The sequence below is a fragment of the Mycobacterium rhizamassiliense genome, assembly GCF_900157375.1.
Lineage (GTDB): Bacteria > Actinomycetota > Actinomycetes > Mycobacteriales > Mycobacteriaceae > Mycobacterium > Mycobacterium rhizamassiliense.
Genome location: NZ_LT721901.1, coordinates 2887771 through 2911399, shown reverse-complemented (window position 1 = coordinate 2911399; position 23629 = coordinate 2887771). Strand labels below are relative to the sequence as shown.

Annotated in this window: 22 protein-coding genes and 1 pseudogene; 14 read left to right on the top strand and 9 right to left on the bottom strand. The window is 67.2% G+C overall.

The genetic code is table 11. The annotated features are described in order from the left end of the window. The first annotated feature begins 23 nt into the window (after positions 1–23). From MRAB57_RS14315 to MRAB57_RS14305, 3 genes are read left to right on the top strand one after another with little or no spacing between them, the layout of a single operon-like run. A complete protein-coding gene (locus MRAB57_RS14315; protein ID WP_077087991.1) occupies positions 24–1211 on the top strand; it encodes a thiolase family protein in 1188 nt (395 codons plus the stop codon). Between the two features lies 1 nt (position 1212). Further along, complete coding sequence (locus MRAB57_RS14310) at positions 1213–1647, top strand: Zn-ribbon domain-containing OB-fold protein (protein WP_077087990.1); 435 nt, start codon at positions 1213–1215, stop codon at positions 1645–1647. Positions 1648–1657: 10 nt separating this feature from the next. Continuing rightward, positions 1658–2677, top strand: coding sequence for a DUF2889 domain-containing protein (locus MRAB57_RS14305; protein WP_083743412.1), 1020 nt, complete (start codon positions 1658–1660; stop codon positions 2675–2677). 16 nt (positions 2678–2693) lie between these two features. On the opposite strand, the gene MRAB57_RS14300 is transcribed toward MRAB57_RS14305, so the two are convergent. The 3 genes from MRAB57_RS14300 to MRAB57_RS14290 are packed head-to-tail and all read right to left on the bottom strand — an operon-like array spanning position 2694 to position 4094. Further along, the gene (locus MRAB57_RS14300) at positions 2694–3020 is read right to left on the bottom strand and encodes a hypothetical protein (RefSeq protein WP_077087989.1); all 327 of its coding nucleotides are present in this window, start codon (positions 3018–3020) and stop codon (positions 2694–2696) included. A 25-nt stretch (positions 3021–3045) separates the two neighbouring features. Then, the gene (locus tag MRAB57_RS14295; protein ID WP_077087988.1) at positions 3046–3486 is read right to left on the bottom strand and encodes a pyridoxamine 5'-phosphate oxidase family protein; all 441 of its coding nucleotides are present in this window, start codon (positions 3484–3486) and stop codon (positions 3046–3048) included. Then, on the bottom strand, positions 3483–4094 hold the full coding sequence (locus MRAB57_RS14290) for a TetR/AcrR family transcriptional regulator (RefSeq protein ID WP_077087987.1): 612 nt from the start codon (positions 4092–4094) through the stop codon (positions 3483–3485). Before MRAB57_RS14290 ends, MRAB57_RS14295 begins: the two co-directional genes overlap by 4 nt. Positions 4095–4240: 146 nt before the next feature. Here MRAB57_RS14290 and MRAB57_RS14285 point away from each other — a divergent pair, with 146 nt between their 5' ends. After that, positions 4241–5470: an amidohydrolase family protein gene (locus MRAB57_RS14285; protein WP_077087986.1), complete on the top strand. Its 1230-nt coding sequence runs from the start codon at positions 4241–4243 to the stop codon at positions 5468–5470. Between the two features lie 100 nt (positions 5471–5570). After that, positions 5571–6512, top strand: a complete 942-nt coding sequence (locus MRAB57_RS14280; RefSeq protein ID WP_077087985.1) for a class I SAM-dependent methyltransferase — start codon at positions 5571–5573, stop codon at positions 6510–6512. Between the two features lie 26 nt (positions 6513–6538). Here the strand turns inward: MRAB57_RS14280 and MRAB57_RS14275 are convergent, their stop codons facing one another. After that, a complete protein-coding gene (locus tag MRAB57_RS14275) occupies positions 6539–6841 on the bottom strand; it encodes a hypothetical protein (protein WP_077087984.1) in 303 nt (100 codons plus the stop codon). 11 nt (positions 6842–6852) lie between these two features. Next, positions 6853–8352, bottom strand: a complete 1500-nt coding sequence (locus MRAB57_RS14270) for a class I adenylate-forming enzyme family protein (RefSeq protein ID WP_077090595.1) — start codon at positions 8350–8352, stop codon at positions 6853–6855. 141 nt (positions 8353–8493) lie between these two features. Here MRAB57_RS14270 and MRAB57_RS14265 point away from each other — a divergent pair, with 141 nt between their 5' ends. From MRAB57_RS14265 to MRAB57_RS14240, 7 genes and pseudogenes are all read left to right on the top strand, one after another. Next, positions 8494–9648, top strand: a complete 1155-nt coding sequence (locus MRAB57_RS14265; RefSeq protein ID WP_077087983.1) for a thiolase family protein — start codon at positions 8494–8496, stop codon at positions 9646–9648. Between the two features lie 25 nt (positions 9649–9673). Next, a complete protein-coding gene (locus MRAB57_RS14260) occupies positions 9674–10894 on the top strand; it encodes a cytochrome P450 (RefSeq protein WP_077087982.1) in 1221 nt (406 codons plus the stop codon). 25 nt (positions 10895–10919) lie between these two features. After that, positions 10920–12410 carry a class I adenylate-forming enzyme family protein gene (locus MRAB57_RS14255; protein WP_077079568.1) on the top strand — a complete coding sequence of 497 codons (1491 nt, stop codon included), beginning with the start codon at positions 10920–10922 and terminating at the stop codon, positions 12408–12410. Beyond that, positions 12407–13525, top strand: a pseudogene (locus tag MRAB57_RS29525) (acyl-CoA dehydrogenase family protein); the annotation flags it as partial. The gene MRAB57_RS14255 and the pseudogene MRAB57_RS29525, both read left to right, overlap by 4 nt. Positions 13526–13588: 63 nt before the next feature. Continuing rightward, the gene (locus MRAB57_RS29520) at positions 13589–14725 is read left to right on the top strand and encodes an acyl-CoA dehydrogenase family protein (RefSeq protein WP_425436810.1); all 1137 of its coding nucleotides are present in this window, start codon (positions 13589–13591) and stop codon (positions 14723–14725) included. Further along, entirely contained in the window at positions 14722–15924 is a 1203-nt protein-coding gene (locus MRAB57_RS14245) for an acetyl-CoA hydrolase/transferase C-terminal domain-containing protein (RefSeq protein WP_077087980.1), read from the top strand. Before MRAB57_RS29520 ends, MRAB57_RS14245 begins: the two co-directional genes overlap by 4 nt. Before the next feature lie 15 nt (positions 15925–15939). After that, complete coding sequence (locus MRAB57_RS14240) at positions 15940–16851, top strand: SDR family NAD(P)-dependent oxidoreductase (protein ID WP_077087979.1); 912 nt, start codon at positions 15940–15942, stop codon at positions 16849–16851. Between the two features lie 8 nt (positions 16852–16859). Here the strand turns inward: MRAB57_RS14240 and MRAB57_RS14235 are convergent, their stop codons facing one another. The 4 genes from MRAB57_RS14235 to MRAB57_RS14220 are packed head-to-tail and all read right to left on the bottom strand — an operon-like array spanning position 16860 to position 21309. Beyond that, positions 16860–17648 carry an SDR family NAD(P)-dependent oxidoreductase gene (locus MRAB57_RS14235; RefSeq protein WP_077087978.1) on the bottom strand — a complete coding sequence of 263 codons (789 nt, stop codon included), beginning with the start codon at positions 17646–17648 and terminating at the stop codon, positions 16860–16862. Positions 17649–17651: 3 nt separating this feature from the next. Further along, the gene (locus MRAB57_RS14230) at positions 17652–18608 is read right to left on the bottom strand and encodes a VOC family protein (RefSeq protein WP_077087977.1); all 957 of its coding nucleotides are present in this window, start codon (positions 18606–18608) and stop codon (positions 17652–17654) included. Next, complete coding sequence (locus tag MRAB57_RS14225) at positions 18608–19819, bottom strand: CaiB/BaiF CoA transferase family protein (RefSeq protein ID WP_077087976.1); 1212 nt, start codon at positions 19817–19819, stop codon at positions 18608–18610. The genes MRAB57_RS14230 and MRAB57_RS14225 overlap by 1 nt, the downstream gene beginning before the upstream one ends. Further along, positions 19816–21309 (bottom strand): aldehyde dehydrogenase family protein, encoded by a 1494-nt coding sequence (locus MRAB57_RS14220; protein WP_077087975.1) that lies wholly within the window; start codon positions 21307–21309, stop codon positions 19816–19818. The genes MRAB57_RS14225 and MRAB57_RS14220 overlap by 4 nt, the downstream gene beginning before the upstream one ends. A 116-nt stretch (positions 21310–21425) precedes the next feature. On the opposite strand from MRAB57_RS14220, the gene MRAB57_RS14215 reads away from it, so the two are divergent. Continuing rightward, the gene (locus MRAB57_RS14215; protein WP_077087974.1) at positions 21426–22631 is read left to right on the top strand and encodes an acyl-CoA dehydrogenase family protein; all 1206 of its coding nucleotides are present in this window, start codon (positions 21426–21428) and stop codon (positions 22629–22631) included. Then, entirely contained in the window at positions 22628–23626 is a 999-nt protein-coding gene (locus tag MRAB57_RS14210; protein WP_077087973.1) for an acyl-CoA dehydrogenase family protein, read from the top strand. The genes MRAB57_RS14215 and MRAB57_RS14210 overlap by 4 nt, the downstream gene beginning before the upstream one ends. Positions 23627–23629 lie beyond the last annotated feature (3 nt).

Below are 23629 nucleotides of genomic sequence, written 5' to 3'. Positions count from 1 at the left end.
CGCTACGACGATCAGGGAGACAGATGGCCAAGACCACCTCGCGCGCAGCCATCGTGGCCGCTGCCCGCACGCCGATCGGAACGGCTCGCAAGGGCACGTTGGCCAATATGCCCGCGATCGAGCTCGCCAAGCCCGTCGTACGGGCCGTCGTGGATCGCTCTGGCCTTGACGCGGCGGAGTTCGACGACCTGGTGCTGGCCGAGAGCATGCAGGGCGGCGGCGACAGCGCCCGCTACGTCGCGGTGGCCCTTGGCCTGCTCGACGTTCCCGGGCTCGCCGTGAACCGCCAGTGCGCATCGAGCCTCTCGGCCATCGCCGTGGGCGCCGGTCAGATCGCGTCCGGGATGAGCCGCGCCATCCTGGCCGGAGGTATGGAGTCGCTGTCGACCGGCCCAATCATGCAGAAGCGCAAGCTCTTCACCACGGGCAAGTCGCCCGAGGACTACGAGCAGTGGTTCCCGGAGTCGCATCCGCCGACCGCGGAAGCGCCGGCCATGGACATGTCCATCACCGTCGCTCACAACTGCAACGTGCAGTACGGGATCACCCGCGAAGATCAGGACGAGTGGGCGTTACGCAGCCATCAGCGCGCGGTGAAGGCTATCGATGCCGGCTCATTCGTTGAAGAGATCGTGCCGATCCAGGTGCCGCAGCCCGACGGCAGCACGATCACATTCGCCGAGGACGAGCATCCACGGCGCGGCAGTTCGATGGAGTCGCTTGCCGGGCTGAAAGTGCTGCACCCCGAGATCGAAGGCTTCACCGTGACGGCAGGAAACTCCTCCGGCATCAACGATGCCGCGGCGGTCGTGGCCCTGGCCAGCCCCGACACCCAGCAAGACGTGCTGGCAAGCGTGCTGTCCTGGACGCAGGTCGGACTGGACCCGACGCGGACCGGCAGTGGGCCGATCAAGGCCATCCCCAAGGCGCTCGAGTTGGCGGGCCGCAAGCTCAAGGACGTCGCGCTGTTCGAGATCAACGAGGCATTCGCCGCTCAGGCAGTCGCGTGTGCCCGCGAGCTCGGGCTCGATGAGGAGATCGTCAACGTCTACGGCTCGGGCATCAGCCTGGGCCACCCGATCGCCGCGACCGGCGCCCGCATGGTCACCTCGGCGATCTATGAATTGCGCAGGCGCGGCGGAGGTATCGGCGTGCTGTCCATGTGCGCCGGCGGCGGTATGGGCGCCGCAATGGTCATCGAGGTGGCCTGAGATGACCACACTGATCACCGAGGGACTGTTCCGGGTCGACGGCGAGCGTGCGGTGCTGTTCGCGTCGCGCAGGCGTTCGTCGGGTGCGGTGAAGTTCCCCGCCGAGCGGCCCGAGCTTTTCGACGGCGACCCCGATATCCAGGACGACATCGAGGCGATCGAATTATCTACCACGGGAAAGCTTTACACCTATACGACGCAAGAGTTCCCGCCGCCGTTACCGTACAAGGGCAATCGGGATCCCAAGGTGTTCCGGCCGTACGTGGTGGGCTTCGTCGAGTTGGCCGAGGGGGTGCTGGTCGAGACGCTGATCGTCGACGCGACCGCGGCCGAACTGCGGATCGGCCAGCCCTTGGTGTCGACCACCACCACGCTGGAGACCGCCGACGGTCAGTCGCTGGTGACCTTCGCGTTCCGGCCGGCCGAGGAGAGCTAGAGTCCATCCGGTGACGGACCTGGGCTCCCCGCCCTTCGGGCTTCATCCGCTGCACGGCGTGCACGAGCCGACGACCGGTACTCCGCCGCGACGGCCGCGGTCCGCGCGCCGGACCACGTCGATCGACATGACCCGCGAAGAGGGTTCGCTGGACCCGGTGTATCTGACTGGGCGGGCGCGCGATCTGTGGACGGCGGCCGATGGAACGGCGACCGAGCTCGGCGCCGCGACACTCTCGGCCACCATCGAGCTGATCGCCCGAGTGGTCCGCCACGTCGAGGTGACGCCACCGGTCGCGGCGATGTCCGGGCTGGCGGGCGCACCCGCGATGAGCGGGTTTCGCGCCGCGGCCGACAAGGCGGCTCGCGAGCTGCGGCGGGCCCGCGACCTGCGCTACACGCTGCTCGACGACGTTCCCGTCGCCACGCTGATATCGGGCCATGCGCTGTCGGCATCCAACATGCTCGGCGATGTCGCGAAGTCGGGGTACCTGCCGGTCGCGGATCAGTGTGCGGGTTTTGCGACCGGCGGGCTGCTGCTGAATTCGTTCGAGGCGGGCGATCCCGTGATCGTCACCGGCCCGGCGGCTCCCGACCTCGATCACGGTGACGATCCAGTGGACCCCTGTGCCTGGCACCAGCTGGCGGCATTGCCGCGCCACGCGATGCGTCGCAGACGGCGCATCGATGTCTACAAGGAAAGCGACGGGCGAGCCGGCATCGATGCGATGTTCCGCGATACGTACGTGCGAACCGATGGGGTGGAGACGATCATCCACGAGTACACCCTGGACGCCGTCGTGGACACCGAGACCGGCGTCATCGTCGATTCGCGGGCCACACCGCGAGTGCTGCCCTGGCAGGAATGCCCGGGGGCCGTGGCCAGCGCAGCGCGAATCACCGGAATGACATTGCAGGAACTGCACTTTCGAGTGCGCCGGGAATTGTCCGGCACCAGTACCTGCACCCACCTCAACGATCTGCTGCGCAGCGTCGCCGATGCCGAGGCGCTGATCGACCGGGTGCGCTAACGCAGCATCTGGACAGTCATGCGTTGGCGAACGAGAACGTCAGCGTGCGGCTCACGGTCAGCGTGGCCGCCTCATCCGGCGCGGGTGGCCAGGTCACCTTTCCCTGCAAGATCACCCCGCGAATGTCCCGATAGGCGGTGAAGGTGTCGGCCACGACGCAGGCCCGGACTTCAGCGCGTTGCGTGGCGTCGCCATTCAGCCCGTCAACGGCGACATCGATTGTGGCGGTATCGAAGTCGACCACCCGCACCGGCAGGGCCAGCAGCTGGCCGTCGGCGTCAACGACACAGATCGCGCCGGTCGGACCCTGCCCCAAGAACTTGGCCAGTTCGTCCTCGGCCATCGCAACCGGGCCGCCGCTGCGCGGACTAGGCACGTCGATCGGGGAGAACGGCGGCGCGGACCTCGGTGAGCGTCAGATCGATGAAGCACCGCTTGCCGCTGAGAAGGCGGTCGCGGACCTTCGTCACGACTGACTCCGGCACGCGTTGATCCGGTGAACTTTCGCCGATGAGATCGTCGACCTCGGCCGCGGTCGGTTGGTAGACATGCGCGACGCCACGAGCGGAGACCCAACCCGCGTCGTCGCCGATCAAGCATGCGACCTCGGGAGCCGAGCGCAGGTGTTGGACCTTGGCGCTCTTGGCGTAGGTGGCGAAGTAGAGGCGGCGGATGGCGGCGCGATAGCCGACCGAACGCATGGCGTAGCCGATCGGACGTCGGGCGCCGTCACGGCAGAAGAGAAACACCCGATGGTTGGCACGAATGAGCTCGACCACGTCCGGCGCGTCGAGCGACAGCGGGTTCACGACGCGAGGGGCGTTGCCATCGCGACGATCATCTCGGCGACCACCGCGATCATTTCGTCGCGGTCGACGGCCACCGTCTGCCGGTGGACGGTGTGCCAGGCTCGGTCCAGCAGCCCCATCACCGCGACGCCGATGACCTCCGGTGAATGCACGCCGTTTCCGGCGATCGCCTGGCCAAGCTTCCACGACGCGCGAGACACCATGCGGTTGCGCGAGTTTCGAAAGTCGTCGTCGTCGGGTGCCGAGTGTGCCGACGCGAGGACGAACGCACCATGGTGATCCATGTAGTCGAAGTAGTGACCGACCCAGGCCCGGATGTCGGCCGGACCGAACGCCGCGTCGGCCTCGGCCCATTCCCCGATGACAGCGAGGGCTTCGCGGTAGGCGTTCTTGCCGAGGACGTTGAAGATTTCGCGTTTGTCCTTGAAGTAGGTATAGAAGCCGGCCCGCGAGATGCCGCACGCCTCGGTGATCGCGTTGATCGGCGTACCCGCGTAGCCACGTTCCAGAAAGAGACGGCGACTGGCGTTGAGGATCGCCGAGCGGGTCCGCTCACCGCGGGTGGCATCCAATTCCCGTTCGGCGGCCGAAGCCGAGGTCACCGTCATGCGGCGACCTTATATGACACTGTCGTCAACTGCAATCAATACAGTTCATAGATCAGAGGATGCCTGGAACTGTGCAGACTTGACACAAGTGTCAAGTTACGCGAAGCTCGTAGGCAGGCCAAAGTCGAGCAGCGAGAGGCACCACGATGACGCAGTTCACCGACGCACCGATCTTCGATGCCGATCAGCACATGTACGAGACCCCCGATGCGCTGACGAGGTACCTGCCCAAGCAGTTCCAGCCCAAGGTGCAGTTCGTCCAGATCGGCAGGCACACCCGCATCGCGATCCTGAACAAGATCACCGATTACATGCCGAACCCGACGTTCGACCGGGTCGCCGCCCCCGGCGCGCACGAGAAGTTTTACTCCGGGCAAAACCCCGAGGGTCTGTCGATGCGGGAGATGTCCGGCCGTGGCATCGACACCCCGCCGGGCGCGCGTAACCCCGAGGACCGGATCGCCGAACTAGACCGCCAGGGCGTCGACTCGTGCCTGAACTATCCGACGCTGGCCAACCTCGTCGAGCATTCGGCCGCCGAGGATCCCGACCTGACGGTGGCGATCATCCACGCCCTCAACCAGTGGATGCTCGAGCATTGGGGCTTCAGTCATGCCAGCCGCATCTACTCCACGCCGGTGCTCAACCTCGGCATCGTCGACGAAGCCCGGCGCGAGCTCGCCTACATCCTGGACAACGGCGCCAAGGTCGCGCTCATCAAGCCGGCGCCGGTGAACGGCTACAAGGGCTGGCGCTCCCCCGCCCTGCCCGAGTTCGATCCGTTCTGGCGCGACGTCGAGGACGCGGGGCTGCCAATTGTGTTGCACGCCAGCCAACCTCCCTTGCAGGAGTACATCGACAAGTGGGAGCCGCCGTCGACCAGCAGCGCGTTCGAGATGTCGGCATTCAAATGGACCGCGCTGGGTCACCGGGAGATCGCCGACATGTTGACCAGCCTGATCTGCCACGGCACCCTGACCCGATTCCCGAAGCTGCGGATCGCCAGCGTGGAGAACGGCAGCGCATGGATCAAGCCGCTCTTCGACGACCTGCAGTCGACGTACAACAAGATGCCGCAGAACTTCCCCGAGCATCCCCACGAGGTGTTCCGCCGCAACGTCTGGGTGAGCCCGTTCTGGGAGGGCTCGGTCGCCGACGTGGTGCAGACCGTCGGATGGGACAAGGTGATGTTCGGTTCGGACTGGCCACATCCCGAAGGCCTGGCCGAGCCCAAGCGGTATTGGCAGTACGCCGAGGGCATGGACACCCGTCGCACCTACGACTTCATGGGAGACAACGCCCGTCGATTCATGGGCCTGCCGATCGCCAACCCCGACCCGGCGGCCGTCAAGCCGCCCGCGCTCGCCCACGCCTGAGGCGCCGCCAGCGGTGGTACCGCTCATTTAGTAAGCACTGCTAACTTTTCGTGTAGGCTCGGAATAACCCCATTCGCCGAGACCCACGAAAGGGATCCCGATGGCCAGAACTGACAATGACACGTGGGGCATCAACGAGAGCGTCGGCGCTACCGCGCTGGGGGTTGCCGGTGGGCGGGCGAAAGAGACCGACAGCGCCGATCCGCTGATCAGCGATCCCTACGCAAAGCTGTTCCTCGAGGCAGCCGGCGACGGCATCTGGCAGGTTTATCTGGACGATGAACTGCCGGCCGAATTGGTCGGTGCCGATCCACAATTCGAGGACCGGATGCAGGCGATGCTGGGCTACACGGCTTGCCGGACAAAGTTTTTCGACGAGTACTTTCTCGCGGCGGCCGGCGACGGCATCCGGCAGATCGTGATCCTGGCGGCCGGTCTGGACTCGCGCGCCTGGCGACTCGCGTGGCCTGACGGGTGTGTGGTCTACGAAATCGACCAGCCCAAGGTGCTGGAATTCAAGACCGGCACGCTGGAGTCTCATGCCGTCGACCCGATCGCTTCCCACGTCAGCGTCGGCATCGATCTGCGTCTGGACTGGCCAAAGGCGCTGGCGCAGGCAGGGCTTGACGCATCGGCGCCGACGGCGTGGTCAGCGGAGGGATTGCTGCCGTATCTGACAGCGGACGCCCAGGACCTGTTGTTCGACCGAATCCAGTCGCTCAGCGCTCCCGGGAGCCGGGTCGCTGTCGAAGCTTTCACCAACGAGTTCTTCAGCGCGGAAAGTTTCGCACGCCGCGAGGAGCAGACGGAACGCTACCGGCAGGCCGCAATCAGGCTGGGCGGCAAAGACATCACCGAATCGGGCAACCTGCTCTATGAGGAAGAACGAACGGAGGTCGTCGATTGGCTGCAGGCGCACGGCTGGACTGTCAATGCCGCGACGAGCGCAGAGGACCTGATGGCCGCCAGCAACCGAGCCGTCCCGGTAGGCCTCGATGCCGCGGTCCCCGAAAGCGTGTTCGTCGAAGGCCGGCTGCGCTGACCCCACCGCCCACTCCCCACTCGCTGTCAGTCGCTGGCGGGTAGCGGCTTGGCTTCCTTGAGCGCCAGCGGCGTCGCGCCAACGCTGAGCGACCCGGCGCCGGCCTTGGTGACCAGTACCTCGGCGTCGCCGTCGTCGACGTAGCGCTTGCCCATCGTGCTGCCGTCGGCGAAGGCCGGGTCGGGCGTGACGTCGGCGGGCCGCTGCGCATCCAGTGGCAGCATCGGCCGGCCTCCGCAACGCAGATCGTCCAGGCTCTCAGCGGCCTTGACGACGATCACCTGGGTGTCACACACCTGGCTCTGCAGGCGCGTGCCGTTCTTGATCATGTTGCCTCTCCTTACTTTTCGACGACCACGTCGCGGAGACTTTCGACGATCTCACGGCGAAGCAGCTTTCCCGTTGCATTGGTCGGTAGCTCGTCGCGAAAGACGACCTGGTCGGGGGTACGTGATCCTCGCAGGAACTTGCGGACGTGCTCCCGCAGTTCGTCGGGATCCGGATCGACGCCCGCAGCAGGTACGACCACGGCGACGATGGCCTGCCCCCATTGGGCATCCTCGACACCGACCACCGCGACTTCGCGTACATGAGGATGCTCGACGAGCACGTCTTCGAGCTCGGCGGGCGCAATGTTCTCACCACCCCGAATGATGGTGTCGTCGGAACGACCGGTGATGAAGAGATAGCCAGCCTCGTCGAGGGTGGCGATGTCCCTGGTAGGAAACCAGCCCTCATCATCGAGCACCGAGCCGATGCCGGTGTACTTGCCGGAAACCTGTTCGCCGCGAACGAAGAGTTCACCCGGTTCACCCGGGCCGAGCACGGCGCCGTTCTCGTCACGGATCTGCACCTCGATGCCGGGCACCGGCTGTCCGACCGAACCGAGCCGCTTGGCGAGCAACTCGTCTGGGTTGCCGTGCGCATCGCGGTGGTCGTCGGGGGTGAGTACCGCGACCGTCGAACTCGTTTCGGTAAGACCGTAGGCATTGACGAATCCGACGTGCGGCATCAAGTCAAGTGCCTTGCGCACCAACGGAAGTGCGACCTTCGATCCACCGTAGGCCAGATTGCGCAGCGTCGGCAGCTCGACGGGCTCCCGTTCGAGCGCGGTGACGATGCGGTCCATCATGGTAGGAACCACGGTCGCGGTCGTCACCTTCTCCTCGGCGACGAGGCGCACCCATTCGCGAGCGTCGAAGTTGGCCAGGTACACCATCTTCCGGCCCGCATACAAGTTCGACATCGCAGCGTTGACCCCGGCGATGTGATACGGCGGCACGCAGATCAAGGCCGCATCCGTGTCATCGGCCGAACCGAACTCGACGGTGCCGGTGATGTAGCTGGTGAGGTTGCCGTGGGTCAGCTCGACCGCCTTCGGCTTGGAGGTGGTGCCCGACGTGAACAGCACGATCGCGATGTCGTCGGGATCGGCGAACTCTGCTACGGCGTCGGTGGTGCGTGCCGCGGCCAAGAAGTCCTCGGAGGACATCACGCGCATGCCGGCATCGCCGACCAGTTCGCGGTAACGGTCGTCGACGATCACCAGCGGATGAGGCAGCCGTTCGATCAACTCCCGGACACCCTCGGCGCTCAATCGGTAGTTGATCGGGGTGTACGGAACCGCTGCGCGAGCCGCGGCGAAGATCAGCTGCGGCTGCAGGAGCCCGCCCGACCCGACGTAGGCGACGTGTTCGACCCCGGCGGCGGCAATCACACCCGCTCCCCCGTCGGCCAACGCACTGAGCTCGCCGGTGGTCAACCGATCGGCGCCGTCGACCAGCGCCAGCCGGTCGGGGTCACCCGAAACCGCCATCTCCAACAACAACGAAATGCTCAACGCCTCGGCCTTCATTCACGACTACGCAGATTCTAGGACCCTTTTTAGAATTCGCTATATAGTTATAGGCTTAGTGGCGTCCACGTCAACGCGCACGCTCCCCCGGGGGGCTCCACGTTGCCGCCTGCCGGAAGGAACACGATGAGCAGCACGCCCGACATCGCCATCATCGGCGTTGGACTTCACCCGTTCGGTCGATACGAGGACCGGTCGGCGCTGGAGATGGGCGCCGTAGCGATCAGCAGGGCACTGCGCGATGCCTGGGTGCAGTGGTCGGACGTGGGCAGCCTGTATGCGGGCAGCCTCGAGGTGGCCAATCCCGAGGCGGTGACGGGATTGGCCGGGATGACCGGTCTCCCGGCGAGGGCCACGTTGAGCGGCTGCGCGACCGGTAACTCGCTGTTGACCCTCGCCGCGCGAGACGTCCAACTCGGCGAAGCCGACATTGCGGTCGGCGTCGGGCTGGACAAGCATCCGCGCGGCGCCTTCGGCGCCGACCCCTCGGTTTCGGGGTTGCCGCAATGGTATGGCGATCAGGGCATGTTCCTGACCACGCATTACTTCGGCACCAAGATCATGCGCTACATGCACGATCACGGCATCACCGAGGAGACGCTGGCCCTGGTGGCGGCCAAGAACCTCGAGAATGGGGCGCTGGCGCCGCACGCGTGGCGCCGCAAGCCGATAAGCGTCGACTCGATCCTGAGCTCCCCGATCGTGAATGCCCCACTGCGCCAATACATGTACTGCAATCCGAACGAGGGCGCTGCCGCCGTGGTGGTGTGCCGGGCCGATAAAGCCAAGCAGTACACCGACACTCCGATCTACTTGCGCTCGACTGCGTTGCGCAGCCGCCGCGAGGGCGCCTACGAGCTTCTTCGTACCTCGATCGAGCTGCCCATCGTGCCCGGCACCACCGCGGAGGCCGCCCGCGCCGCCTATGAGTTGGCGGGGATAGGCCCCGAGGACGTCGACGTCGCGCAGCTGCAGGACACCGACTCCGGGTCCGAGATCATCCACATGGCCGAGACGGGGCTCTGCAAGGACGGCGAACAGGAGGCGCTGCTCGCCGACGGCGCCACCAAGATCGGCGGCCGGTTGCCTATCAACACCGACGGTGGCCTGCTGGCCAACGGCGAACCGGTCGGCGCATCCGGGCTTCGTCAGGTCTACGAGCTCGTCCACCAACTGCGCGGCACCGCGGGTGACCGTCAGGTGCCTGGCGATCCGCGGGTCGGGCTGGCCCAGCTGTACGGGGCACCCGGAACCGCGGCCGTCGCCATCCTGTCCAAGTAGCAGCCAACCGAAGGGAGTACCGCCGATGACCGACACCCAGGCGGAATCGCGCCCACGCGCCGAGGTCGACCTCGACCACCACTCGGCCGAATTCCGCGACGACCCCTACAGCCGGTTCCGCGATATGCGCGAATCAGGCTGTCCGGTAGCACATTCCGAGCACTACGATGGTTTCTGGGCGTTGGTCGACTACGCATCGGTCTTCGAAGCGGCCCGCGACGATGACTTGTTCAACTCCTATCCGTCGGTAGGTGTGCCGGCCAGTGAGCTGCCGTTGCCGATCCTGCCGATCGAATCGGACCCGCCAGAGACCCAGGAGTTGCGTGAGGTCACCCTCAAGCGCTTTTCGCCGGGTTCGGCGGAAAGGTTCCGTGCGGCCGCCGTCGAGATGACCAACGAGGCGATCGACGCCTTCATCGAGCGCGGCAAGTGCGATCTCGTCGGTGAGCTGACGACGCCGTTGCCGGCGCGTTTGATCCTGCGGCTGTTGAACTTCGACGAGTCGCGGTTCATGGACTGGGTCGGCTGGGTGCACACCACCGTGCACGACCGTGCCCACGACCCGGAAAAGGCCGGGATCGCGGGGATGGAGATGTTCGGCGAAATCGTCAAGCACATGGAGCAGCGCCGCGCCGAGGGCCTCGGCGATGACCTGTTCAGTGACATCCTGCGCGGAACACTGAACGGCGAACCGCTCGACGATGGCCAGATCACCATGTACACGGTGCTGATGATGCTCGGTGGCATGGACACCACCAGTGGCTTCACCGGCAATGTGCTGTTGCGGCTGTGCAAGGACGCCGAGCTGCGCGCCAAGTTCAAGGCTGATCCGAGTCTGGTGAAGAAATCCACCGATGAGCTGCTGCGCCTGTACACCCCGACCCTCGGCCTGGCGCGCACCGTCTCGCGCGACGCCGAATTCCACGGCCAGCAGCTGTGCCAGGGCGACCGGGCGATCCTGATGTGGGCGGCGGCCAACCGCGACCCCGCGATGTTCGAGAACCCCGACGAACTCGACCTCGACCGCCCGAATGCCAAGAAGCACATGGCTTTCGGCGTGGGTATGCACCGCTGCCTGGGCTCGCACTACGCCAAGTTGATGTTCGACGTGATGGTCACTCAGGTGCTCACTCGGCTACCCGACTTCGAGTTGGCCGGGGAGCCAAGCCTGTTCGAGGACGCGGGCGAGGTGTACGCCGTGCGCAAGCTGCCGGTCAGTTTCACGCCCGGCCCGCGGGTGGGCTGACGGCCGGTCGGGACGGGAGAACACGGTGACGGTTGGCACCATCGCCGGGCTGCTGGACGAGTGCGCCGCCGGCCGGCCGGATCGTCCGCTGCTGCGCGACGTTTCGGGCGAGACACTCACCGTGTCGCAGGTAGCCGGGCTGGCATCGGCCGCCGCGGGATGGTTGCCCGATGTCGGCGTGCGTCCCGGTATGACGGTCGCCTGTCAGCTGCCCTCCCACGTCAACGCGGCGGTGGTGATGCTCGCGCTGGCCCGCATGCCCGTGGTGCAGGCGCCGGTGTTGCACCTCTACCGGCGCCGCGAGGTATGCGCGGCAGTCGACGTCGCACGGGCGGACATCCTGCTGGTCGACGAGTCGACGGCTGCCAATGCTGCGCCGGGGATACCGACGGTCACGGTGCCTCCCGACTTCGTCCACCGGCTGCGGACCTCGCCGGCCGCAGGTGCCGAGTACCAAGCACCCCTCTCGCCGGCGGAGCCGCGCTGGGTGTACTTCACGTCGGGCACCACGGGCCGCCCGAAAGCCGTCCGCCACTCCGACGCCACATTGCTCAGCGCGGCCAGGGGCTTCACCGCTCATCTCGGTGTCGGCACCCATCCGCGCGAGGTCGGCACGATCGCCTTTCCCATCGCACACATCGGCGGCATGGTCTATCTCGCCACCGCCCTGTTCGGCGACTTTCCGGTGGTGCTCATCCCCAAGGTTTCCGCCGACGACCTGCCCCGGGTGCTCGCCGAACACCAGGTGACGGTGACCGGAGCGAGCACCGCGTTCTACCAGATGCTCCTGGCCGCCCAAATGGCCGCGCCGACAAACGAATTACTGATGCCGTCGCTGCGGATGCTGATCGGCGGGGGTGCCGCGTGTCCGCCCGAGGTGCACAGGCAGGTGCGTGAACACCTACGTGTACCCGTCGTGCATGCCTACGGAATGACAGAGGCGCCGATGATCTGCGTCAGCGAGATCACCGACACCGACGAGCAACTGGCCAACAGCGCGGGCCGGCCGATCCCGGGATCGCAGGTGCGCATCGCGGCGAACGGCGAGATCGAGCTGCGCGGCGACAACCTGACTCCGGGATACCTGCAGCACGAGCAGTGGGCCGAGGCTCTCAGCGCGGACGGCTGGTTTCGCAGCGGCGACCGGGGCCACCTTCGACCGGACGGGCGCATCGTGGTCACGGGCCGCACGAAGGATCTGATCATTCGCAAGGGCGAGAACGTCGCCCCCGACGAGATCGAGAACGAACTGCTGGCCCACCCCCTGGTCGACGAGATCGCCGTCCTCGGCCAGCCCGACGAACTGCGCGGTGAGCTGGTATGCGCGGTCGTGCGTCGTTCACCACGCCATCGCGACGTCACCCTCGATGAGCTCTGCACGTTCCTCGACCAACGCGGGCTGATGAAGCAGAAGTGGCCCGAGCGACTCGTCCTCGTCGACGAGTTCCCGCTGACCGGGCTCGGCAAGGTCGCCAAGTCCGAGCTCGCCCGGCAGATCGCAGGAGGAACCCGATGACGGCGTTGTCCGCTGACGAACGTCAGGAACTCGCGCAATCCGTGCGCTCCGCCTGTGAGCGACTGGCATCCGAGGACCGAGTACGCGCCGTCGCCTACGGCGAGGACGGCGATGGCGGCGCAGACGGACATTCCGGCTTCGACACGGTGCTGTGGGACGTGCTGTGCAACCAGGTCGGGGTGGCGGCCATCGCGCTGCCCGAGCACCTCGGCGGTGCCGGTTACGGCGCGTCCGCGCTGGGTGTGGTCGCCCACGAACTCGGCCGCGCGCTGGCCCCGGTGCCGTTCGTCAGTTCCACGGTGCTGGCCACCGGCCTGCTGCTCGACCTGACCGAGCAAGACCCCGATGCCGACAAGCGGCTCACGGGTCTGATCGAAGGTCGCCGCACCGCGGCCGCAGCGCTCACCGGCGACGGCGGGTTGTGGCGTCCGTCCGCGGTGACGCTGCGCGCCGCTCGATCCGCGGACGGGTGGACCATCGACGGCGCGGTGCGCCACGTTCTGGGCGGCGCCGCCGCCGACGACCTCGTCGTCGTCGCCATTGCGGAGGACGGCGAACCGGCGGTGTTCCTGCTTGATCCGGCGGTCGACGGCGTCGTCGCCGAGGCTGAACGCGTGCTCGATGGCACCCGACCGATGGCCACCATCACGCTGAGCGCAGCACCGGCCCTGCGGCTGTCTGGCGACGGCCCCCTCGGCGACGTCGTCGACCGCAACGTCGACATTGCCCTGGCGGTGCTGTCGGCCGAACAGGTGGGCGCGTGCGAACGGGTGCTCGAGATCGCCACCGATTACGCCCGCACCCGCGAACAGTTCGGTCGGCAGATCGGCAGCTTCCAGGCCATCAAGCACAAGTGCGCCGACATGCTGGTCGATCTCGAGTGGGCACGGTCGGCCTCGCAGGCGGCCCTGGATGCCCTGGACGGTTCGGATGCTGCGGCCGCCGGCGAAGCGGACTGGCGCGCGAGCATGGCCAAGGCGGTGTGCTCGGAGGCGCTGCGCAACGCGGCGAAAGCGAATGTCCAGATTCACGGCGGCATTGGCTTCACCTGGGAGGATTCCGCGCACCTGTACTTCCGGCGCGCCCGGACCGACGAGGTGGTGTTCGGCAGCCCGGCTCAGCACTGGGATCGGCTGTCTGCGCTGGACCCGTCGACTCAGCTGTCGGCTTCGCCAGAAGTGACGAAAGACCGCAACGACGTCGACGCCCTACGCGCGGAGATCCGCTCGTTTCTGGACAGCGCGCCGAGGCCGGCCGGTCTGCGGAACTACGGGCCCACACCCACTGCGGATGACGTCGGGCCGGGCCGGATCTGGCACCGCTACCTCGCCGACCACGGCTACGCCTGCCTGCACTGGCCGCGTGAGTTCGGTGGTGCCGCAGCGACGGTGGCCTACCAGGCTGTGTTCGCCGAGGAGTGCGCACGCGCCGACGTGCCCCGTCAGCTGAACATCACCGGTGCCGACCTGGTCGGTCCGGTGCTGATTAAGTTCGGCAGCCAGGAGCAGAAGGACCGCTACCTGGAGCCGATCCGGTTGGGCGACGACGTCTGGTGTCAGTTGTTCTCCGAACCCGGCGCCGGATCAGACCTCGCCGGCGTTCGCACCCGAGCCGAGCGCACCACGACCGGTTGGCGGATCGATGGCCAGAAGGTGTGGAGTTCGGCGGCCGCCTCGGCCCGATTCGGCCTGCTGCTCGCCCGCACGGGTCCAGAAAAGCACCGTGACTTGTCGATGTTCGTTGTGCCCATGGACATCTCGGGGGTCACGGTCCGCCCGTTGACGCAGATGGACGGTGAGAGCAAGTTCAACGAAGTCTTCTTCGACGGCGCTGAACTCGGCGACGACGCCCTGATCGGTGACGTCGGTCAGGGCTGGACCGTGGCGATGGTGACGCTGGGGCGTGAGCGCCTGACATTGGGTTCGCAGGCGGTCTCGATGTTCCGCCTACACGAACGCATGGTCGACGCTGCCCGTGACCGCGACCTGCTCGACCCGATGCTGTCGAGGTCGATGACCCGGCTGTGGGCCCGGATGTGGCTGCTGCGCTACACCTGGCAGCGCGCCATCGACTCCGGCGACCTCACGTCGCCGGCCTTCTCGGTGCTCAAGCTGATGACGTCGGAAACCGATCAGGACCTGGGTGACATGGCCACCGAGGTGCTCGGTACCGATGCGTGCATCGACCCCGCGGAGGACGGCCTGGTGCACCACATGCTGGTCGGGCGGGCGCAGACGATCCTGGGGGGCACCAGCGAGATTCAGCGCAACATCCTCGGTGAGCGGGTGCTCGGGCTCTCCAAAGAACCGCGATGACAGCGAGTTTGACCCCTTTGACCAGGACCGGATTCACCGCCGCGCTGCGCGCTGCGCTGCGCCCCGGAGCGACGGTTGCCCTCGGCGACGGAGTGGGCTCGCTGCGCTGCCTCGACGACGGCGGGTCGGTCGGCGCGGCGCTCAGCGCCGCCGCCAGCGAGGTCGGCTCGGTGCGCCTGGTGCTGGGTTGGCTGCCCGCCCCGATCGACGGCCTCGACGCAGACGCGTTCGCCGAAGTGGTTGCGTTGATGCCCGGTTGGGGCGTGCGCGACGTATTGCACAGCTCGAAGGCGCGTTTCCTGCCGACGCGGCTGGGCGCGATTCCCGCGCTGCTTGCTGATGTGCTGCGGCCCGACGTGCTGCTCACCCGGCTGGCACGTCGAGATGGCTTGCTGCAGTTCGGCACCGAGGTGTCCTGGCAGCGCGAGTTAATCGGCGGCGGCACAAGGACTCTCGCTGTCACCGATACCTCGATGCCCGCGGCGGATGCCGGGCCTGCGCTCGACCCGTCGAGTGTCGAGGTCATCGGCACCGTCGCGACCGGACCGCTGCAAGTACCGCAGCGCGACCCCGAGCCGATTCACGATGCGCTCGCCGATGCGGTGTTGCGGTTGCTCCCCGAAGACGCCCGGATCCAGTACGGGCCGGGACAGCTCGGCACCGCACTGCTGCGCCGGGCACAGGTCCCGTTGCGCATCGACACCGGGCTACTTACCGACGCCGTCGTCGACCTCGACCGACGCGGGCTGCTGGCGGGTACCCCGTCGGCGACATATCTGCTGGGCAGCGACTCGCTCTACGACTGGGCCGACGGGCGCCCCATCCTGCACGGGCTCGACCACACCCACGACCTCACCCGGCTGTCACGCGGCGCACCGCTGGTCGCGGTCAACACCGCCATCGAGATCGACCGATACGGGCAGATCAACGTCGAAGGCATGGGCGACAAGGTAATCGGTGGCATCGGCGGGCACCCTGACTACTGCGCCGCCGCGAGGATGAGCCGCGGCGGACTGTCGATCATCGCCGTTCCGACTCAGGTGAACGGGCGCTCACCCCTGGTCGAGCGGCTCAGCCGGCCCGCCTCCACACCCGCCCACGACGTGGACGTCATCGTCACCGAGTCCGGACACGTCGACCTGCGCGCAGCGGACTGGTCGCAGCGCCGCGCGCTCATCGCCGAATTGTTCACGAAATGAAGGAGATAACGCGCAATGCCTGAAGGTCCCTTGACCGGCAAGGTCGTCCTGGTCACCGGAGGCGGACGCGGTATCGGCCGCGGCCACTGCCTCGAGTTGGCCAAGCAGGGCGCGGCCGTCGTTGTGAACGATCCGGGCGTCGGCCGGGATGGCTCCGCCGGTGAAGGTGCAGGCCCTGCGGCCGACGTGGTAGCCGAAATCGAAGCGTCCGGCGGAAAGGCTGTCGCGCACACGGGTTCGGTGTCGGCCTGGGCCGACGTCGCCGACATGGTATCGACGGCCGTCGACACCTTCGGCTCCCTCACCGGTGTGGTGAACAATGCAGGCATCCTGCGTGATTCGATGGTGGCCGCCTCCAGCGAGGCCGACTGGGACGCCGTCATCGCGGTGCATCTCAAAGGCACCTTCGCCGTCACCCGGCATGCCTGCGAGTACTGGCGGGCACAGTCCAAGGCGGGCAACCCGATCGATGCCCACATCGTCAACACGGTTTCCGGCGCGGGCTTGTGGGGCAATGTCGGGCAGAGTGCCTACGGCGCAGCCAAGGCCGCGATCGCGAACTTGACCATCGTCACCGCCATGGAGGCACGACGTTACGGTGTTGCGGTCAACGCGATCTCCCCGCTGGCGATGTCACGGATGACCGCCGACGTGTTCGGCGCCCGCGCCGACGATCCCGCGCTGGATCCCGCCCGCAGCTCGGCCGTGGTGGCCTGGCTGCAGTCCGCGCAGTCATCCTGGCTGACCGGCCAGATCCTACGCATCAACGGCGACAAGCTCAGCCGCATCCAGGGCTTCACCGAAATGCCGCGCGTCTACCGCGCCAAAGACGGGGCCTCCCTGGCATTTTCGGAGATCGGTCAGGCGGTCAGCTGGCTCTACGGCACCTCTCCCCGTGGGCTGGCCGGGCCGCTGCCGACGGCCTGAATTCGTTACTAGGGCGCGCCACCGTCGGCGTAGATGGTCTGTCCGGTGACGAACGCGCAGATATCCGACAGCAAGAAGGTGATCAGCGCGCCGATCTCGTCCGGCTGGCCGGGGCGACCAAGCGCCGCGTCGAACCCGAAGTCCTCCACCAGCGCCCGCTCGAGGGCCTCGTCGTAGGGATAGCCCTTGCTTTCGGCAACGTATCCGCGAATGGCGTGCAGCGCATCGGATTCCACGGCGCCGGGGGCAACGCTGTTCGCCCGGATGCCCGATTTGCCGTGGGTGCGTGCGATGCCGCGGGTGAACGTCGCAACGGCCGCCTTGAGGCTGGCGTAGGGCAGACGCGGCTCGTGTGGCGAGCGTGCCGAGTACGCGGCGGTGGTCACGATCGCGCCCCCGTTGACCGCGAGGTGTGGCAGCGCGGCTTGCACACTGCGGGTGGTCGCCAACAAGACGTCGTGAAACGCGGTGTCCCAGGCGTCATCGTCGGAGTCGATGGGCATCATCCCGGCGGTGCCCATGGTGATGGCGATGCCGTCGAGTCGGCCGAGTATCCGCACCGCTTCGTCGACGGCGGCCACCGCCGCACCGGGCCGACTCACGTCGAAAGCCAGGCTGTGCGCCGAGGCCGCGCCAGCGGCGACGAGTTCTTCCGTGGCGTTCTTGCCCCGGCCGGCGTCACGCCCGACCACCACGACCGACGCACCCTCGCGCGCCAGCGCCCGTGCTGCCGCCAGTCCCATCCCGGCCGTGCCGCCGACCACGACATAACCCTTGCCGCGTACGCCCAGATCCAACGCTCAACCCCTTGCCACGGCCGGACTGAAATGCCTCAGCGGCCTCTCGACGAATTCGAACACCACCCCGTCGGGCGAGCGCAGGAACGAGACGTACAGCCCCTCGATCTTCGTGCCCGGCAACGGGCACCAGACCGGATCACCCATCACCTCAACGGAATTCGGAACCAAAGACATTGCGGCCTCAGTGTTTTCCACCCGCAGCGCACACCGGTACAACCCCTGACGATTTCCGCCCCACGGCACCGGATCCGCATGACGGGTGTCGGGATGCGCCACAACGGTGAGGGTGAACTGATGCGCGTCCTCGGCGAGTGCATAGCGCGACACCGCGCACTTGACGGGAGTGGGCGACCCGCCGGGCGCGAGTTGGTCGGCGGCCACCTCGACCTGTGCCGGCGCCTGCACCTGGGCGAAACCGATCGCGGTAAGGAACTCTCCGGTGGCCACCGCGTCGATGGCGGCGACGCGGATTCCGGCGAACACTGCCCCCGGCTTGTCGCTCGGTGCTTCGGCGAGCTCGATGACCACGCCGTCCGGATCAAGCGCGAGAACCGACTTGGAGCCCGAGATCAGGCCGTCGACCGGCCCGCCCACGGTGATGCCGGCCGCACGCAACGATGCGACGGTCGCATCGAGATCGGCCACGGTCAGCAGCGTCGACCGGATGCCGGGACGAGTCGGGTCGCTGTTCGGATCAGCTTTCAGCGCGGGCTGGTGAAACTCGATGGCCTCCAAAGCGCAGCCGGCGCGCCCGCCCCGCGAGTCGTAGAGAAACGCTGTGGCACAAAATGTTTCACCGCCAAGGCCCAGGATGGTGCCGTCCGTGGCGACCTTGGGATCGCTGCGCATTCGGGCCGCGAGCCCGAGCTGCGCCGCGTACAGACCCTCAGTGGCGTCCAGCGATTCGCAGTTGAGGTTGACGTGCAGGAAGCGCCGCGCAAGGTCCTCCGAACCCACTACAGCACAACCGAATTGATCTTGAACTCGATGATCTCTTCCTCACTGAAACCCAGCTCGGCCAGCAGCGCGTCGGTGTGCTCACCGTGCTCCGGCGCCCGCTCCAAATCCAGCGGGGTTTCATCGAACTGCACGGGACTGGCCGCCAGGGCGAACTCGATCCCGCTGGTGTTCGTCGCCCGCGGCAGGTACCCGTTCTCGATTGCCTGAGGATCGCTGTGCACCTCGTGGGCGGTGTGCATCACATCCCAGACGCCTTCGAATCCGGCGAAGGCCTGCTCCCAGTGGGCAAGACCCTCGGACTCGAATGTCTTGCGCAGCTCGGCAATGCAGTCGGCCCGGTTACCGAACCTCACGGCCGCGTTGGCATAGCGGGCATCGTCGATCAAGTCGGTGCGGCCGAGCCGGGTGCAGAAGTCCGACCAGAATCGGTCGGCCTGCAGCAGCACAAAGGCGACGAACCTGCCGTCCTTGGTCTTGTACATACTGGCGACCGGGTTGGGCATCTCCTCGAGGTTGAACTTCGGGATGTCTTGTCCGGTGATGCCCGCGCCGACGATGTCGGGTCCGAGCTGCCAGATCGCGGCGTTGAGCAGCGACACGTCGACGACCGACGGCTCCCCGGTCCGCTCTCGCTTGAGCAGGGCACCGGCGATACCCGCGGCTATGGACAGTCCGCCGTAGACGTCACCGAATGCCGGCCGTTGAATCGCCGGGTACGAGCCGTCGCCCAGCGAGTAGGCATCTCCGATTCCGCCGCGTGCCCAGTAGGCTGCCAGGTCGAAACCGCCCTGGGCGGCTAGCTCACCTTTGGTGCCGTATCCGTGGCCGCGGGCATAGATGATCTTCGGGTTCCGGGCCCGGATCTGGTCGACGTCGATGCCCATCCGCTCGCGGGAGTCGGGCAGCAGGTTGGTCAGGAAAACGTCTGCGGTCTCGACGATCTTCAGCAGGAGCTCGAGGCCGTCCGGCGTGCGGGTGTCGATGGCGACACTGCGCTTACCCCGGTTCGGTTGCTCGACGAAATGGTTTACCCCACCGGCACCCGACACGACGCCCGAGCTGATCAGCCCCCGCTGCGGGTCACCAGTCTCGGGATGCTCGATCTTAATGACGTCGGCGCCCCAGTCGGCGAGCACGGCGCCGGCCGCCGGAACGAATGTCCAGGCCGCGATCTCGACCACGCGGATGCCGCTGAGGATGTCGCTCACAGGGGGTATCCGATCGTCTTGGTTTGTAGATGCTGCTCGAAGCCCTCGATGCCGTTCTGCCTGCCGATACCGCTCATCTTGTAGCCCCCGAACGGGGCGTCGGCACCGTAGTACATGCCGCTGTTGATCATCAACGAGCCTGTTCGGATGCGGCGGGCGACGGCCATGGCCCGCTCGTCGGAGCCATGGATTCCGCCGGCCAGACCGTAGGTGGAGTTGTTGGCCAGCTCGACGGCGCCGTCGTCACCGCCGTCGTACGGGGTGATGGACAGCACCGGCCCGAAGATCTCCTCCTGGAAGATCGTGTGGTCGGGCGCGACGTCAGCGATGACGGTCGGCGCCACGAAGAATCCGCGGTCCAGCCCCTCCGGCACGCCGCCGCCGGCGGTGACGCGGCCGCCGTCGCGCTTGGCGATCTCGATGTAGTTCAGCACCCGGGCCTGTTGCTTGGCCGACACCAGCGGACCGCAGAAGGTGTTGGGGTCGGACGGGTCACCGACGGCGAGGGCGCCGAATGTCGCCGAGGCGACCTCGACGGCCTGGTCGTAGTGCGCCCGGGGCACCAGCATCCGCGTGGCCAGCGCGCAGCCCTGCCCGGAGTGCATCAGCGCGCCGAGACAGCCGAGCAACGCCGTGTCCAAGTCGGCATCGTCGAGCACCAGGTACGCCGACTTACCGCCGAGCTCGAGCATGTTGCGCTTCATGGTGTCGGCCGAGAGCCGCTGGATGAGCTTGCCGACCGCGGTCGATCCGGTGAACGACACCATGTCAATGCGCGGGTCGGTGGCGAGCACCTGGGCGATGTCGTTATCCGATGCCGGAACGATGTTGACGACGCCGGCTGGGATGTCGGTCTTCTCGGCGATGATCCGGCCCCATCGCAGCGCGCTCCACGGCGTCTCGATGGCCGGCTTGAGCACCATCGTGTTCCCGGTGGCCAGGATCTGGCCCACCTTGTTGCTGATGATCTCGAACGGGAAGTTCCACGGCGTGATGGCGCCGACGACACCCATCGGTTCCTTGACCACGACGCGGTTGTACGGCACGCCCATCTTGGCGTCCTGATCGAGCATCCGCTCCCAGGTGAACTCCGAGATGTGTTGCGCCGGCCAGCGGATCGCATCGGCCAGCGGCCATTCCAGCTGCGCGATGTAGGTCATCCCCACCGTCGCGCCGACCTCGGCGATCAGCTCGGCGCGGATGTCTTCCTTGTCCTCCTGCAGCGCCTCGTGCAACTGCATCAGGCAGCGTTGACGGAACTCGTGGTTGGTCGACCAGTCGGTGGTGTCGAAGGCGCGCCGTGCGGCGGCGATGGCCTCCTCCATGTCCGCGGCGCTGGCGTCGGTGGCGAACCCGAGCAATTCCTCGTTGGCCGGGTTGAGGTTGTCGACGGTCCTGCCGGTCGACGAGTCCCGCAGCCGCCCATCGATGAACAGCCTGGTCTCGGGATTGAATTGGACAGTTGCAGCGGCGACCGGTGAAGCCGTCATTGGCACTCCCTCACGCAGAATTATCGGCGTGGGCTAGTGTACCTTGTTATAGATAACTGTTTAGCGGATTAAGCCGCGGCTGGCGAGATCGCGAGAACCAACGGAAGGGCAGCCAGTTGTCCGCCCCTGTAGACAGCGCCCGGCAACGCGGTCGCCACCCCGAACACGTATCCAGCATCGCGGCGTACCGCGAGGACTTCCGGAGCTACCTGCGCGACCTGGACGCTGCCGACGAGTGGCGCGCGGCCGCGTTCACCAGCGCCGAGGACGGGCTTGCGCACGACGCCACGGTGATGGCCAGGCTGAACGCCGACGGCTGGAACCGATACGGCTGGCCGGAGGCCGCAGGTGGATTGGGTGGCAACGAGATTCACCGTGCGGTGTATTACGAGGAACTCGGCCACGCGATGCTGCCCATTCCCGCCCAACACTGGACGCTGGAGACGCTCGGCCCCGCTCTGCTGAAGTTCGCCCCCGGTCTGGCCGCGGCATATCTGCCGGGTTACCTCAGCGGCGCCGAGTGGTGGGGTCAGAGTTTCTCCGAACCCGAGTCGGGCAGCGACCTGGCCAGCCTGCGCACCCGCGCGGTCGACGACGGGGCCGGGGGATTTGTCATCAACGGCCAGAAGATCTGGACCAGCCAGGGGCCCACCGCCACGCGCCTGTTGGCGCTGGTCCGTACCGGAACACCCGAGAGCCGGCATCGCGGGCTGACGATGATCATGGTCGACGCCGACGCACCGGGCGTCACCATTCGCCCGATCGCGCTGGCCAGCGGACGCCGCGAGCTGGCCGAGGTGTTCTTCGACGACGTCCGCGTCGACCGTGAGCGCGTGGTCGGCGACGTCGACGGCGGCTGGGCCGTGGCGATGCATCTCATGCAGTTCGAACGAGGCATGTACGGCTATGCGGTGCTCAACAAGGTGCTCACCGAATTGGGTCGACTGCGTGAGCACATGGTGACCAGCGGCTCCACCGATGCGCAGCGTCAGCGCTTCGCCCGGGTGTACGTCGACGTGTCGGCCGCCCAGGCGCACACCGCTACCACCGTGCGTCGCCTGGCCGCAGGCGAGGCGGTCGGCGCCGATAGCAGCATCGACAAACTGTTGTTCGGCCGCGCCGAGAAGGAAGTCAACGACCTCATCCTGGAAATCGAGCGGGAGCACATGATCGCCGGCACGGGCCGCGGCGGCGCGGAACTGGACACCGCGCGGGCGGAGTGGTGGTACTCGCGGGCTGCCACGGTAATGGGCGGCACCGCCGAAGTGCAGCGGGGCATCATCGCCGATCACCTCCTCGGGCTGCCCAAGGAGAAACGATGACGAGGAACGGGCACGGGGCCGACGAGTCGTGGCAGATGGTGGAGGAGGCGGTGTTCCGCCTCTTCGAGGAACTGGCGGGCAAGCACGCCGGTGATCACGTGGCGATCGGTGGGCGGCTGAAAGAGTTGGGCTGGTCGGAGATCGAGGCCGAGTACCCCGTCGAGGCGTACGAATTGTTGTTCCGCGCCCAAGGCAGATCACTGGCCCTGACGGACTGCCTGGACCGAGTCATGTTGGCCGAACTGGCCGGAGTGCTCGACGGTCCCGCAGACCACGTCATGCTGCCGGATCTGGCAGCGGGTTGCGTGCCGGGTTCCGACGCCGGCCGAGCATCGGGCATCGTGCTCGGGCCGCTCGAGGGTCGAATCGTGGTGCCGGTATCCGGACCGACGGGCACTGTGGCCGTAGGCGTGGTCGACGCATCGCGGCTCGACGGCTGGCGCCTGGACACCTTCGACGCGTCGACGTACTGGACCCGGGTGAGCGGATCGGTGGACGCCACCCTGATCGCGGCATCCACCGAATGGAACCAGGCGATCACCGCAGCCCGTCGGGCGCTGGCCACCGAACTGGTGGAACTGGCCGAGCGGGCGCTGCGCATCGCGGTCGAGCACGTCAGCGTGCGCGTCCAGTTCGGCGCACAGATCGGGTCATTCCAATCGCCGCGGCACGCGCTGGCCGACGCGTCGGCGGTGCTGGCAGGAGCGCGGGCGCTGCTGGACGAGTCATGGCGCAACGGCGGCGAGCTGTCGGCGCTCGGCGCCAAGGCCGCCGCGGGCCGGGCGCACCGCGCCGTCAGCGACGTCGCACTGCAGGTGTGCGGCGCGATCGGGCTGACCGCCGAGCATGACCTGCACCGCTACGTCACTCGAGGATTCCAGGTCGACGCGCTCTGCGGGTCACACGATCAGCTCGAGGCGCTCCTCGCCGAGCGCCTCTTCGAAGACCACACCCCCGGCCGCGCCCTGCCCGCCGTCGTGTCGTGGGCCGAGTAAAGG

Coding starts and splice junctions, on each gene's coding strand:
- MRAB57_RS14300 (WP_077087989.1), bottom strand. CDS start 3,020: ATGGCCGAGGACGAACTGGCCAAGTTCTTGGGGCAGGGTCCGACCGGC.
- MRAB57_RS14265 (WP_077087983.1), top strand. CDS start 8,494: ATGAGCAGCACGCCCGACATCGCCATCATCGGCGTTGGACTTCACCCG.
- MRAB57_RS14240 (WP_077087979.1), top strand. CDS start 15,940: ATGCCTGAAGGTCCCTTGACCGGCAAGGTCGTCCTGGTCACCGGAGGC.
- MRAB57_RS14245 (WP_077087980.1), top strand. CDS start 14,722: ATGACAGCGAGTTTGACCCCTTTGACCAGGACCGGATTCACCGCCGCG.
- MRAB57_RS14315 (WP_077087991.1), top strand. CDS start 24: ATGGCCAAGACCACCTCGCGCGCAGCCATCGTGGCCGCTGCCCGCACG.
- MRAB57_RS14210 (WP_077087973.1), top strand. CDS start 22,628: ATGACGAGGAACGGGCACGGGGCCGACGAGTCGTGGCAGATGGTGGAG.
- MRAB57_RS14260 (WP_077087982.1), top strand. CDS start 9,674: ATGACCGACACCCAGGCGGAATCGCGCCCACGCGCCGAGGTCGACCTC.
- MRAB57_RS14220 (WP_077087975.1), bottom strand. CDS start 21,309: ATGACGGCTTCACCGGTCGCCGCTGCAACTGTCCAATTCAATCCCGAG.
- MRAB57_RS14285 (WP_077087986.1), top strand. CDS start 4,241: ATGACGCAGTTCACCGACGCACCGATCTTCGATGCCGATCAGCACATG.
- MRAB57_RS14275 (WP_077087984.1), bottom strand. CDS start 6,841: ATGATCAAGAACGGCACGCGCCTGCAGAGCCAGGTGTGTGACACCCAG.
- MRAB57_RS14280 (WP_077087985.1), top strand. CDS start 5,571: ATGGCCAGAACTGACAATGACACGTGGGGCATCAACGAGAGCGTCGGC.
- MRAB57_RS14310 (WP_077087990.1), top strand. CDS start 1,213: ATGACCACACTGATCACCGAGGGACTGTTCCGGGTCGACGGCGAGCGT.
- MRAB57_RS14290 (WP_077087987.1), bottom strand. CDS start 4,094: ATGACGGTGACCTCGGCTTCGGCCGCCGAACGGGAATTGGATGCCACC.